This is a genomic window from Pseudoxanthomonas sacheonensis (assembly GCF_010093305.1).
Lineage (GTDB): Bacteria > Pseudomonadota > Gammaproteobacteria > Xanthomonadales > Xanthomonadaceae > Pseudoxanthomonas_A > Pseudoxanthomonas_A sacheonensis.
In genome coordinates this window covers 55,775-69,425 of sequence record NZ_PDWS01000007.1, presented here as the reverse complement: position 1 = coordinate 69,425, position 13,651 = coordinate 55,775, and the positions used below count along the sequence as shown (strand labels likewise).

Here is a 13,651-nt window from a genome sequence, read left to right as displayed (position 1 = left end):
ATCCCTTCGTAGGCTCAAAACAGTCCCTCCGATTCCCCGTTCCCCATCCCCGACTCCCGCATCTTGGGCCGTAGCCCAAGATGCATATAGGCTTTGGGCGTAGCCATACGGCCACGTGCGGTACGCACCAGGAAGCCCTGCTGGATCAGATAGGGTTCGATCACGTCTTCCAGCGTGCCCCGCTCCTCGGACAACGCGGCGGCCACCGATTCGACCCCCACCGGGCCGCCGTCGAAGTTCTCGATGATCAGGCGCAGCAGGCGGCGGTCGAGTTCGTCGAAGCCTTCCGGGTCCACGTTCAGCATCACCATCGCGGCCTTGGCCACTTCGTGGTCGATGTGGCCCTGGGCCCGCACCTGCGCGTAGTCGCGCACGCGGCGCAGCAGGCGGTTGGCGATGCGCGGGGTGCCGCGGGAACGGTTGGCGATCTCTGCGGCGCCTTCGGCCACGCAATCGATATTCATGATCTTGGCCGAACGCCGCACGATCTGGGTCAGTTCGGGCACGGTGTAGAACTCCAGCCTTTGCACGATGCCGAAACGGTCGCGCAACGGCGCGGTGAGCAGGCCGGCGCGGGTGGTGGCGCCGATCAGGGTGAACGGCGGCAGGTCCAGCTTGATCGAGCGGGCCGCCGGGCCGTCGCCGATCATGATGTCGATCTGGAAATCCTCCATCGCCGGATACAGCACTTCTTCCACCACCGGCGAGAGGCGGTGGATCTCGTCGATGAAGAGCACGTCGTGCGGCTGCAGGTTGGTCAGCAGCGCGGCCAGGTCGCCGGCTTTCTCGATCACCGGACCGGAAGTGACGCGCAGGTTGACGCCCAGTTCGTTGGCGATGACATGGCTGAGCGTGGTCTTGCCCAGGCCGGGCGGCCCGAAGATCAGCACATGGTCCATGGCCTCGCCACGGCCCTTGGCGGCCTCGATGTAGATCGAAAGCTGGTCGCGGACCGGCTTCTGGCCCAGGTATTCGTCCAGCTTCCGGGGGCGGATGCTGGCTTCCAGCACGTCGTCTTCGCGGGTGGCCGCGGCGGTGAGGATGCGGTCTTCGGTCATGCGGCCATTATGCGGGATAGTCAGGCTCCCTCTTTGAAAAAGGGCGCGAAGGGGGATTTGCTCCGGCTCCAGGGCGAGATCGAGAGCAAACCCCGTAGCCCCTTGTCCAAAAGGGGGCAAAGCTGGATGGCGTCAAATCACCACGCGCCGGCCGATCTCGATCAGGCGATTGTCCGGAATACGGAAAAACGCAGTCGCCGGCATCGCATTCCTCGCCAGATAGGCGAACAGCAGATCGCGCCAGCGTGCCATGCCGGTGCGATCGCCGGCGATGATGTTCTCGCGGCTGGTGAAGAAAGTGGTCTCCATCAGTTCGAAGCCCAGCCCCCGCACCGCGCAGGCATCGAGCGCGGTCAACACGTCCGGGCTTTCGGCGAAACCGAAGCGCGCCTGGATGCGATAGAACTCGCCGCCCAGGTCTTCGACGCCGACCCGCTGGCCCGGTGGGGCATCGGGCTCATCCAGCATTTCAACGGTGACGATCACATTGCGTGCGTGCAGGACCTTGTTGTGCTTGAGGTTATGCATCAGCGCCTGAGGCACCGAAGTGGGATCGGTGGTCAGGAATAGCGCGGTGCCGGGCACGCGGGTCGGCGGGTACTCTCTCAAAGAAGCGATATAGGGCTCCAGAGGTACGCCCTGGCTTCGGATCTGCGCCGCCAGCAATTCGCGGCCACGGCGCCAGGTCACCATTACGGTGAATACGACAGTACCCAGCGCCAGCGGGAACCAGCCGCCGCTGCCGAGCTTCATCAGATTGGCGCCAACGAACGCCAGGTCCACGACCAACAGCAGCACCGCCAGCGGAATCACCGCTGCCAGCGGCCAATGCCAGGTTCGACGCGCCACTACCAGCGCCAGAATCGTGGTCATCAGCATGGTGCCGCTGACCGCGATGCCGAACGAGGCGGCGAGCGCGCTGGAGGAGCGGAAACCCAGCGTCGCGGCCAGCACGAGCACCATCAGGATAGTGTTGATGGCAGGCAGATAGATCTGTCCGCGAACCTGCGAGGAGGTCTGCAGTACACGCATCCGCGGCAGATAGCCCAGTTGAATGCCTTCGCGGATCATCGAGTACGCGCCGGAAATAACCGCCTGCGAGGCGATGATGGTGGCCAGCGCCGCCAGCCCGATCATCGGGTACAGCGCCCACCCGGGCACCATCCGGTAGAACGGTCCCGCCGCCGCCAGGGGATCGCCCAGCAACAGCGCGCCCTGGCCGAAATAGCTGAGCAGCAGGCATGGCAGCGCCACCGTGGTCCACGCGAAGCGGATCGGACGCGCCCCGAAGTGGCCCATGTCCGCATAAAGCGCCTCGGCGCCGGTGAGCACCAGCACGGTGGCTCCCAGGGTGGTGAAGCCGGCAAAGCCATTGCGCAGGAAAAACTCGAGGGCGTGGTGCGGGCTCAGTGCGGCGAGCACTTCCGGGCGTTTCAACAGCGAGGCCAGGCCCAGCAGCCCGATCACCAGCAGCCACACCAGCATCACCGGACCGAACCACTTGCCGACCCGCGCGGTGCCGAAGCGCTGCATGGCGAATAGTCCGACCAGGATCAGCACGCTCACCGGAACGATCCAGGCCTCCAACCCGGGCGCGGCCACCTTCAATCCTTCGACCGCGGAAAGCACCGAGATGGCCGGAGTAATCACGCTGTCGCCGAAGAACAGCGATGCGCCCGCCAGACCCGCCATCACCGCCCACCAGCGCAGGCGCGGCTGCTCACGCAACGCGCGCTGCGCCAGCGCCAGCAGCGCCATGATGCCGCCCTCGCCCTTGTTGTGGGCGCGCATGATGAACAAGACATATTTCAGCGACACCACCCCGACCAGCGACCAGAAGGTCAGCGACAGCACGCCGAGGACGTTGGCCTCCGTCGGCCTGACTCCATGCGCGCCGAACGCTTCCTGCAGCGCATAGAGCGGGCTAGTGGCGATGTCCCCGAAGACGATGCCCAGCGCGGCCATGGCCAGGGCCGGCAACGCCTGCAGCGGTGCGGCCGCGTGCGTCGCATCGATCCGCACCGCTGCATCGGTGCCGTTGCTTTCTGCCATGAAGGGGCCCGGATCTCTGGAATCAGCGCCTAGTGTGGTCCAACCCGGCGCAAATTTTCCGTAAAGAAACGCACTGGTGGCTAGGGCCTGTTAACGCTATTGGAATATGTCCTAGATCTCGACCTGCGCGCCCAGTTCGACCAATCGGTTGCCCGGAATACGGAAGAATCCCGTAGCCGGCGCCGCGTTCCGGTGCATGACCGCGAACAGCTTGTCGCGCCAGACCGGCATGCCGCGGTGGGCGCTGGCGACGATGGTCTCGCGGCTGGCGAAGTAGGTCGTATCCATCGGATCGAAATAGACGCCGCCGGCATCGCAGGAACCCATCAGCGCTTGCGGCACATCCGGGGTTTCCATGAATCCGAAGCGGATCAGCACGCGATAGAAATCGTCCCCGATCGCCTCGATCTTCAGGCGCTTTTCTTTGGGAGCATGCGGTACGGTCAAGGTTTCGACCGTGAGGAATACGTTGCGCTCGTGCAGCACCTTGTTGTGCTTGAGGTTGTGCATCAACGCGTGCGGCACCACGCCCTTGTCGGCGGTCATGAAGATCGCGGTACCGGGCACGCGCACCGGCGGCGCCAGCATCAGCCCGGGCAGGAAGCTGTCGAGCCTGATGCCTTCCTTGCGCACTTCCTCATGCAGCAGCTCGCGTCCACGCCGCCAAGTGCGCATCAGCGTGAACAGAAGCAGGCCCAGCAGCAGCGGGAACCAGGCGCCATCCATGAATTTGACGATATTGGCGTAGAAGAACGCGACATCCACCAGCACGAAAAACGCCGCGAGCGGCCAGAACAACCAGGCCGGCACCCGCGAGTTGGCGCGCAGATAGATGATCATCAGGATGCTGGTGATCAGCATCGTGCCGGTCACCGAGACGCCGTATGCGGTGGCCAGCGCCGTGGAACTGCCGAATCCGACCACCGACACGATCACCAGCGCCAGCAGCATCCAGTTCACCGTCGGGATATAGATCTGGCCGATGGTCTGGCGCGAAGTGTGTTTGATCTGCATGCGCGGGACGTAACCCAATTGCATCGCCTGCCGCGCCACGGAGTAGGCGCCGGTGATCACCGCTTGCGAGGCGATAACGGTCGCGGCCGTGGCCAGGCCGATCATCGGGAACAGCGCCCACCCGGGTACCGATTCGTAGAACGGGTTCTTCACCGCCGCCGGATTCTCCAGCAACAACGCGCCCTGGCCGAGATAGCACAACATCAGCGCCGGCAACACGAAGAAAGTCCAGGCATAGCGGATCGGCCACTTGCCGAAATGCCCCATGTCCGCATACAACGCTTCGCCGCCGGTCACCGCCAGCACCACTGCGCCGAGCACGAACACGGCATGCCAGTTGTGCTCCATGAAAAAGCGCACTCCCCACCACGGGTTGAGCGCTCTGACGACTTCCGGGGCTTCGATGATATTCATCACTCCGATGGCCCCCAGGGCGAGGAACCACAGGATAGTGATCGGACCGAAGGCTTTGCCGACTTTGTCCGTACCGAAGCGCTGGCCGACGAACAGGATCACCAGCACCAGCAGCGTGATCGGAACGATGAAGCGATGCAGCTGCGGAGCGGCGACTTCCAGGCCCTCGACCGCGGACAACACCGAAATCGCAGGCGTAATCACTCCGTCGCCGAAAAACAGCGAGGCGCCGAAAATGCCCAGCAACCCGACGATGTACGCGCCGCGCGCGCTGTTCTTGATGGTTCGCTGGGTCAGTGCGGTCAGGGCCATGATGCCGCCCTCCCCTTCGTTGTCGGCGCGCATGATCACGACCACGTACTTGAACGTGACCACGATCATCAGCGACCAGAACACCAACGAAAGTATGCCGAGCACGGTGTGCTCATTGGGCACCAACCCGTAATGCGGAGAAAAGGCTTCCTTCAGCGTATACAGCGGGCTGGTGCCGATGTCGCCGAACACGACCCCGATCGCGCCGACGATCATGCCCGACATGCCGACCTTGCCATGGCCATGCTCGCCGGTGTGAGTGTTGTTCGTTTGCGGGGATGGTTTGGCTGACATGGCTGCCTAAGCGTAGCGCGATGAATGTGAGGGGAAGCTCTAGGAGGTCGAAGCTCTGAAGCCTGCGTTCAACGCAGCGCCGATTGCAGAGCCTTGCGGATGATCATGGCGGCATCGTCGCCCGGCGCCGCGGCCTCGCGCGCCATGCGCACGGCTTCGGCGGGCTTGTAACCCAGCTGCTGCAAGGCGATGGTGGCTTCGGATTGCGGATCGTTGGGAAGGCTGGGCGAGCCCAGCGGATTGCTGCCCAGATCGACCACGCGGTCGCGCAGTTCCACCACCATGCGTTCGGCGGTCTTCTTGCCGATGCCCGGGATGCGCGTCAACGCGGCCACGTCGCCGGTCTGCACCTGGCGCGCGAACTCGTCCACCGACACCCCCGAAAGTACCGCCAGCGCGATCTTGGCGCCGATGCCGCTGACTTTCTGCACGTCGCGGAACAACCGGCGTTCGCTCTCACGCAGGAAGCCGTACAGCGACACGCTGTCCTCGCGCTGCGCGTGGTGGGTGAACAGGATCACTTCGCGGCCTACGTCGGGCAGGTCGTAGAAGGTGCTCATCGGCGCTTCCAGCTCATAGCCCACGCCGCCCACATCGATCACCAGCCACGGCGGTTGCTTGTAGGCCAGGATGCCGCGCAGACGTCCGATCATGCCGATGGGTCCTTGTGTACCTGTCTTTCCCCTGCGGAAAAAGCGAGGCCTATGAAAAAGGGAAAGCCCGCTTGTCTTCCCCCTTTGAAAAAGGGGGATCGAGGGGGATTTGCTCTTGGCGCCAAGAGCAAATCCCCCCTGCCCCCCTTTTTCAAAGGGGGGAAAAGCGTTGCGCCGTCATTGATATCGCTTGGGCTGCATTGGAGATGAGGGAAGCTCATTTCCTGCTCCACGCCTGGCGAACGTCGACACCGAGTCTATTGGCGGTCGCGCGCACATGCGCATGGGTGATGGCCACGGCCAGCGCGTCGGCCGCATCGGCCTGCAACTTGCCCTTGAGGTTGAGCATGATGCCGACCATGTGCTGGATCTGCACCTTGTCCGCGCCGCCCTTGCCCACCACCGCCAGTTTCACTTCCTTGGCCGCGTATTCGTGCACCGGCAGATCGCGCAGCACCACCGCGCAGATCGCCGCGCCGCGCGCATGGCCCAGCTTCAAGGCCGAATCGGGGTTGCGCGCCATGAACACCTGCTCGATGGCGACCTCGTCCGGCCGATAGGTTTCCATCACTTCGGCCAAGCCCAGCAGCAGACGCTTGAGCCGCTGGGCGAAATCGCCCTCGCCCAGCAGCAGCAGCGGCGCGTGGTAGACATGGGTGGTCTTGCCCGCCGCATCGACATCGATGATGCCGACGCCGGTGCGCTGGGAACCGGGGTCTATTCCAAGTATCCGGGTCACGATGCAGTTCCCGGGTGTCGGTTTTCCGACCGACCTGAACGCAGGACGCGGAGCGGCCGAAGCCGAAGGGTGCCGGGGATGCGGATCACAGCGCCAGTCTACGCGTAAGCGTCCTGACCCAGATCGGCGTTGGAATAGACGGCCTGCACGTCGTCCAGGTCTTCCAGCATGTCCAGCAGCTTGACCACCTGCGGCGCGGTTTCGGCGTCCACGGCGATGTCGTTGTCGGCGCGCATCGTGATCTCGGCGTGGCCGGGGGCCATGCCCGCGGCCTCCATCGCTTCCTTCACCGCCAGAAAAGCGTCGGGCGAAGTCAGCACGTCGATGGCGCCGTCTTCCGGATACACCACCACATCGTCGGCGCCGGCTTCGATGGCCGCTTCGGTGACCGCGTCTTCATCGGCGCCAGCACCGTAGCTGAGTACGCCGAGTTTGCGGAACATGAAAGCCACCGAGCCTTCGGCGCCCATGTTGCCGCCGCATTTGCCGAAGGCATGGCGCACCTCGGCCACGGTGCGCACACGGTTGTCGGTCAGGCAGTCCACGATCACCGCCACGCCGCCGGGCGCATAGCCCTCGTAGCGGATCTCCTCGAACTCCACGCCTTCCAGCTCGCCGGTGGCTTTCTTGATGGCGCGTTCGATCACGTCCTTGGACATGTTCGCCGAGAGGCCCTTGTCCACCGCCGTGCGCAGGCGCGGATTGTTGGCCGCATCGCCGCCGCCGGCGCGCGCGGCCACGCCGATCTCGCGGATGATCTTGGTGAAGATCTTGCCGCGCTTGGCGTCGGTGGCGTTCTTGCGGCCTTCGATGGAGGGACCACGACCCATGGCGACTTCCGGTTGCTTTGGACAAGCCGCTAATTATACCGGTGCGGAACAACCCCTGTAGGAGCGGGCCCTGCCCGCGAAGCTTTTCACCGGTTGCTGCATTTTCGCCGGTTGCTGCAAAGGCTTCGCGGGCAGGGCCCGCTCCTACAGGGGGTTGGGCGCGAAATGGCCGTGATTCAGGAAATGCGCGGCCTGCAGGGCCGCTGCGGCCGAGAACACCAGCCCGCTATGGCTGGAAGCCACCACGCAGTGGTCGGTCAGTCCCGGAAGGCGGGTTTCCCCCAGGGCGACGGTGCCGTCGGATTCGTCCTCGAAACGTGCGAAATAGCGCCCCAGGCCATGCGGCACATTGCCCGCGACCATGCCCACTTGCTGCTTGCCTTCCCACCGCTCGAATCCGCGCTGCAGCAAGCCGGCGCTGCGGCCCAGCGCCGGCGAAGTCCAGAACCGTCCCGCCAGTCCACGGGCCGCATGGCTGCCGCGCAAGGGCGAACCCAGGCAGACCACCCGCGTCACCGGCAGGTCCGGCTCCCGGCTCAGGGCTTCCAGCGCGATCAACCCGCCCAGGCTGTGGCCCAGCAGCGCCACCGGTCCGCTGTCCCGCAATCGGGCGATCAGGAGCGGAACCGCCACGTCCGGCCCGCCGAACACGCTGGGATAACCGAAGATCTCGACCGCGAATCCAGCCGCGCGCAACCGCGCCGCCAACGGACCCAGCCAGACCTTGGCATTCCAGATGCCGTGCAGAAGCAGAACGCGTTGGGGGGAAGCCGGATCGTCGGACGTCATGTCCCGCAGTCTGTCCGAATCCCTACCCCCACGGCCAGCGCTCAGCCTTTGGGCGCGGGCTTGGCCACCACCTTGGCGCCCGCCTGCAGCAGGGCGTTGGGCGCCAGCACCACCTGGTCGCCGGCGGCGATGCCATCGAGTATCTCCATCTCCGGGCCCAGATTGCGACCCAGCTTGACCGGCCGGAATTCCAGCCGCGAACCCGCGCCCAGCCGCACCACCTGCGACCCGCTCGCACCGGCGATCACCGTCGACACCGGCACTATCACCGTCGGCGCCGCACGCGGTACCTGCAGGGTCACCTCGCCCACCATGCCTGCCGGAATGCGGCCCTCGGGGTTGGGCAGGCGCAGTTCCACCCGCATGCCGCCGGCTTCCTCGGAGATGCTCTGGGCGATGCGCACCACTTCGGCCTGGAAGCGCTCGCCTGCAAGTTCGGGGAAACCGACCTCGGCCTGCAGCCCCGGACGCACCTGCAGGACGGCGCCCTGCGGTATGTCCACCAGCACCCGCAACGGATCCAGCGCGTTGATCCGGAACAGGGGCACGGCCGCAGCGGAATCGCCGATCACCCGGTCGCCGCGCTCCACGTTGCGCGCGGCCACCACGCCGGCGAACGGCGCGCGCACCACCTGGAAGGCCTGCCGTTCGCGCGCGCTGGACAAGCGCGCCTGGGCCGCGGCCAAGGCCGCTTCGGCGGCATCGCGGTTGGCGCTGCGGTCGCTGTACATCTCGGCCGAGACCGCACCCGATTTCACCAGCACCGCGGCGCGCTCGTAGTTGACCTTGGCCAGTTGCAGATCGGCGCGCAGCCTGCCCACTTCGGCGGCCGCCTCGCGCACGGCCTGGTCGGCTTCCGGCGCCGAAATCACCGCCAGTACCTGTCCGGCGGTCACGCGATCTCCCAGGTCCGCCCGCCGCTCGCTGATGAAGCCGGTGGCTCGCGGATACAGCTGCGCCGATTCGCCGGCGACGGCGCGCGCGGGCAGGCGCAATGCGTAGTCGGGCTCCGCTGCGCGCGCCTGCGCGGTCAGCACCTGCGGCAACGCGGTGGCGATCGCCGGTTCGGCGGCGCCGCGGCTGCAGCCCGCCAGCAGCGCCAGCAATGCGCCGCCAATCAATGCGGCCGTTGTCGTTCGTGCCATGTTTGTAGTGTTCACGAGGAAGCTCCTGCGCCGACGGGCTGGCCATCGGTGGTTTCGGAATCGGATTGAGCGATGCGGCGATTGTGGCGGCGGCCCAACACGGCCAGCAGCGAGGGCACCAGCAGCAGCGTGGCCGGCGTGCCGAACAGCAAACCGCCGATCACCGCGCGGCCCAGCGGCGCGTTCTGTTCGCCGCCCTCGCCCAGGCCCAGCGCCATCGGCACGATGCCCAGCACCATCGCGCTGGCGGTCATCAGCACCGGGCGCAGGCGCACCGCGGCGGCTTCGTAGGCGGCGGCTTCGCGGTCGTGGCCGGCGGCGATCAGATCGCGCACGAAGCTGGTCACCAGCACGCTGTTGGCGGTGGACACGCCGATCACCATCATCACGCCCATCAATGCGGGCACGCTCAACGGCGTACCGGTGACGAACAACGCCACCGCGGCGCCGGCGACCGCGACCGGCAAGCCGGACATGGCGGTCAACGGCAGGATCCACGACTGGAAATTCACCACCAGCACCAGGAAGACCAGGATCGCCGACATCACCAGGCCCACCGCCAGTTCGCCGTAGGCGCTTTGCATTTCGCCCGCCTGGCCGGCGATCTCGATGCGGTTGCCTGGCTTGAGCGTGGCGTTCAATTCCTGGGTGATGGCGGTAAGCCGGTCGTACACGAAACCCAGGTCGCGTCCCTGCACGTTGGCCAGCACGCTCAGGGTCGGCGCCAGCGTGGTGCGGCCGATGCTGGCCGGCACGCTGCGCGGGCTCACCGTGGCGATATTGCGCAACAGCACCGCTTCGCCGTCGGCGCCGATGCGCAGCGGCGTGTTGAGCAGGGTTTCGATGCTGTCCAGACTGGCCGGTGGCGCCTGTACCTGCACGGTGTAGGACTGCGCGCTCGCCGTGTCCACCCAGTACACCGGCGTCACCGTGCCGGCCGAGCCCAGCACGGCCAGCACCGCGCGGCTGGCGTCCTGTGCGGTGAGGCCCAGTTGCGCGGCGCGGCTGCGGTCGATGCTGACGTGGTATTCGGGCAGGTCCAGCACCTGGCGCAGGGTCACATCGACCGCGCCGGGAATGTCGCGCAGTTTGGATTCGATCTGCCGCGCAACGGCCAGGTTGCCCGGATCGCGGCCGATCACCCGCACTTCGAACGCGCCCACCGCCGAACCGGCCAAGGTGCGGCTGGTCGCATCCGGCGGCCGCTCGAAGATTTTCACGTCCGGGAATTTCTCCGCCACGCGTTGGCGGATCGCGGCCAGGTAGCCGGCGCTGGAGGCGTGCGGCGAGCGCAGTTGCAACATCACTTCGGCCTCGAACGAACCGACCACCGCGCTGTCCACCAAAGCCAGATTGACCGCGTCGGGGGCGCCGATCTGTTCGTACACGGTCTGCAGTTCGGCCGGCGGAATAATGCTGCGGATCTCGCGCTGGATATCGGCCAGTCGCGCCGCGGTCTGTTCCAGCCGCGTGCCGGTGGGAAAGCGCACCTGCAGGCGCAGCTGGCCGGCGTCGACCTGCGGGAAATATTCGCGGCCCAGCAGCATCGCCGATGCCGCGCCCAGACCCAGCAGCACGAAGGCGGCGATGGCCAGCACGCCGCCGTGGTGGCCCAGCCTGACCAGCAGCGCATGGTGGCGTTCGCGCAGGTTCTCCAGCACGTGTTCGACCTTGCCGTTGACCGCCAGCAGCGCGCGCTCCGCCGCCCAGCGCGGGCGCTTGCGGCTTTCCACGTCGGCCGGCAACAGCAGCAGGCACAGCACCGGGATCAGCGTGCGCGAAAGCAGGAACGAGGCGCCCATGGCGAAGATCACCGCCAGCGCCAACGGCGCGAACACCCACGCCGACAGCCCGGTCATCAGCAGGATCGGCGTGAGCACGATGCAGATGCAAATGGTCGAAACCAGTTCCGGAAACACCACTTCCGTCGCGCTGTGCAGGATGGCCTCGCGCACCGGCCGCCCTTCGGCGATGTTGCGGTTGGTGTTTTCCACGTCGACCACGGCGTTGTCGACCAGAATGCCGATGGCCAGCGCCAGGCCGCCCAGGGTCATCACGTTGAAGGTGTAGCCGAGCAGATTGAGCATGGCCACCGAAGCCAGCAACGCCAGCGGAATGGCCGATAGCACGATCAGGCTGGAGCGCCAGGAACCGATGAACACCAGCACCACGAACGCGACCAGCAGGCCGACCAGGAAAGCTTCGTGGCGGATCGAACCGATGGCATTGTCGACGAACACCGACTGGTCGAAGATCGGCTCGATGCGCATGCCCGGCGGTGCCGAAGCCTCGATTTCCGGCAGCTTGGCCCGCACCGCACGCACGATCTCCACCGCCGAGGCGCCGCCCAGCTTGATCAGCGCCACCGACACCGCGCTGGCGCCGTCCATGCGCGCGACATTGGTCTGCAGCGCGCCGCCGTCGCGTACCGAAGCCACGTCGCGCACGTAGATGACATTACCGTCGCGGCTGACGATGGGCAGGTCCAGGAAACCGGCAGCGGACACCGGGCTGGTTTCCAGCGCGATCTGCATCTCGCGCCCGCCTTCGCGGATCACGCCCGAAGGCAGGGTCGGGCTGCCGCGCTCCAGCGCGCCGGTGACGTCGGCCGGGGTCAGGCCGTAGGTCCGCAGCGCGCGCGGATCCAGATCGACCATGATCTGCCGCGCGGCGCCGCCGTAGGGCAGGGTCATGCGGATGCCGGGAATGGTCTGGATCTGCGAGCGCAGCTGCAGGCGCGCGTAGTCGTACAGCTGCGCCTCGGTCAGCGAATCGGAGGACAGCACCAGCTGCAGCACCGGCGTGCTGGAAACGTTGTTGCGGATCACCAGCGGCGGCGAAGTGCCCGGCGGCATGCGCCGCAGGATGGTCTGCGACACCGCGGTGATCTGGCCCAGCGCGCGCTCCAGGCTGACGTTGGGCTGGAAATCGATGCGCACGATGGCCATGCCGTTCAAGGTCTGCGAGCTGACTTCCTTCAGGTCGTCGACGGTGTTGAGGATGGCCGCTTCGGAGAACGAGGTCATCTTGGCCGCCACTTCGGCGGCGGGCAGGCCGCTGTAGGTCCAGATCAAGTTGATCGACGGAATGCCGACTTCCGGCAGGATGTCGGTAGGCATGCGCCGCGCCGCCAACGTGCCGAACAACAGGATCAGGATGGCCAGCACCCCGATGGTGTAGCGGCGGTTCAAGGCGTACTGGACTATCCACATGGGGGTTGCGGCTCCGAATCTTTTCTTGGTTGCGCTGTCGCCGGCAATGAAAAGGCCGGTTCGTTACGCGCCGATTGCGCGTGCATTCCTGATCCGCTCGCTTCAACCGTTGAGCAGCGAACGCCCAACCGCTGCATAGCGCTCGCCGACCACGGCCTGCGTGTCCAGCACGCCATCGATCTGCCGGCGTTCGGCATCGCTCAATCGGATCAGGGCCGCCGCCGCGTTTTCGTCCAGGCGCGAAATCCTGCGCGTGCCCGGAATCGGCACCACGTCCGGCGCGCGGTCCAGCAACCAGGCCAGCGCCAATTGCGCCGGCGTGCAGCCGCGCGCTTGTGCGATCGCACCGAGCGCATCGACCAGATTGCGGTTGACCTCGATGTTGCCGGGCAGGAAGCGCGGATTCTGGCGACGGAAATCGTCCGCGCTGAGATCGTCCGGAGCCTGGATGGCACCGGTCAGGAAACCGCGCCCCAGCGGGCTGTAGGCGACCACGCCGATGCCCAGTTCCTGGCAGGCCGGCAGGATCTCTTCTTCGATATCGCGCGACCACAGCGAGTATTCGCTCTGCAGCGCGGTGATCGGGTGCACCTGGCTGGCGCGGCGCAGGGTGGCGGCTGACGCTTCCGACAGGCCCAGGTGGCGCACCTTGCCGGCCTTCACCAGGTCGGCCATTGCGCCCACCGTTTCCTCGATGGGCACGTTGGGGTCCACGCGGTGCTGGTAGTACAGATCGATGTGTTCGACGCCCAGGCGTTGCAGGCTGGCGTCGGCGGCCTGCTTCACGTATTCGGGGCGGCCGTTGACGGGCCGGGCGCCCGGATCGTTGGGGTCGCGCATGAAGCCGAACTTGGTCGCCAGCACCACTTCGCTGCGACGGGTCTTCAGCAGTTTCGCCAACAGGCGCTCGTTGCCGCCGCTGCCGTACATGTCGGCGGTATCGAGGAGATCCACCCCGATATCCAGCGCATGGTGCAGGGTTTTCAGCGACTCGGCATCGTCGCTGGGGCCGTAGAACTCCGACATCCCCATGCAGCCCAGGCCGATGGCGGAGCATTCCAGGGGAGGCAGATCCAAAGCGCCGCGGCCTAGCCTGCGGCGGGGAATCGATACGTGCATGGGTAAGTCCGTGGGGGAGG

The 13,651-nt window shown here is 66.3% G+C and carries 10 protein-coding genes; all 10 read right to left on the bottom strand.

Going from position 1 to position 13,651, the window contains the following annotated elements; translation table 11 throughout:
* Positions 1 to 14: 14 nt before the first annotated feature.
* The 10 genes from ruvB to CSC73_RS08040 all read right to left on the bottom strand — a co-directional run bounded on the left by ruvB (position 15) and on the right by CSC73_RS08040 (position 13,619).
* Complete coding sequence (ruvB, locus tag CSC73_RS08085) at positions 15 to 1,058, bottom strand: Holliday junction branch migration DNA helicase RuvB (protein ID WP_163839934.1); 1,044 nt, start codon at positions 1,056 to 1,058, stop codon at positions 15 to 17.
* 132 nt (positions 1,059 to 1,190) lie between these two features.
* Positions 1,191 to 3,110 carry a potassium transporter Kup gene (locus tag CSC73_RS08080; RefSeq protein WP_163839933.1) on the bottom strand — a complete coding sequence of 640 codons (1,920 nt, stop codon included), beginning with the start codon at positions 3,108 to 3,110 and terminating at the stop codon, positions 1,191 to 1,193.
* A 111-nt stretch (positions 3,111 to 3,221) separates the two neighbouring features.
* On the bottom strand, positions 3,222 to 5,075 hold the full coding sequence (locus CSC73_RS08075) for a potassium transporter Kup (RefSeq protein ID WP_425502292.1): 1,854 nt from the start codon (positions 5,073 to 5,075) through the stop codon (positions 3,222 to 3,224).
* Positions 5,076 to 5,212: 137 nt separating this feature from the next.
* Positions 5,213 to 5,797: a Holliday junction branch migration protein RuvA gene (ruvA, locus tag CSC73_RS08070; protein WP_163839932.1), complete on the bottom strand. Its 585-nt coding sequence runs from the start codon at positions 5,795 to 5,797 to the stop codon at positions 5,213 to 5,215.
* Positions 5,798 to 6,014: 217 nt separating this feature from the next.
* Positions 6,015 to 6,536, bottom strand: coding sequence for a crossover junction endodeoxyribonuclease RuvC (ruvC, locus tag CSC73_RS08065; protein ID WP_163839931.1), 522 nt, complete (start codon positions 6,534 to 6,536; stop codon positions 6,015 to 6,017).
* A 98-nt stretch (positions 6,537 to 6,634) separates the two neighbouring features.
* A complete protein-coding gene (locus CSC73_RS08060; protein ID WP_163839930.1) occupies positions 6,635 to 7,366 on the bottom strand; it encodes a YebC/PmpR family DNA-binding transcriptional regulator in 732 nt (243 codons plus the stop codon).
* A gap of 144 nt (positions 7,367 to 7,510) precedes the next feature.
* Positions 7,511 to 8,155, bottom strand: a complete 645-nt coding sequence (locus CSC73_RS08055) for an esterase/lipase family protein (RefSeq protein ID WP_163839929.1) — start codon at positions 8,153 to 8,155, stop codon at positions 7,511 to 7,513.
* 41 nt (positions 8,156 to 8,196) lie between these two features.
* Positions 8,197 to 9,315: an efflux RND transporter periplasmic adaptor subunit gene (locus CSC73_RS08050; protein WP_163839928.1), complete on the bottom strand. Its 1,119-nt coding sequence runs from the start codon at positions 9,313 to 9,315 to the stop codon at positions 8,197 to 8,199.
* Positions 9,312 to 12,512 carry an efflux RND transporter permease subunit gene (locus CSC73_RS08045; protein WP_163839927.1) on the bottom strand — a complete coding sequence of 1,067 codons (3,201 nt, stop codon included), beginning with the start codon at positions 12,510 to 12,512 and terminating at the stop codon, positions 9,312 to 9,314. Before CSC73_RS08045 ends, CSC73_RS08050 begins: the two co-directional genes overlap by 4 nt.
* Before the next feature lie 102 nt (positions 12,513 to 12,614).
* Positions 12,615 to 13,619 (bottom strand): aldo/keto reductase, encoded by a 1,005-nt coding sequence (locus CSC73_RS08040; RefSeq protein ID WP_425502291.1) that lies wholly within the window; start codon positions 13,617 to 13,619, stop codon positions 12,615 to 12,617.
* Positions 13,620 to 13,651: the final 32 nt, after the last annotated feature.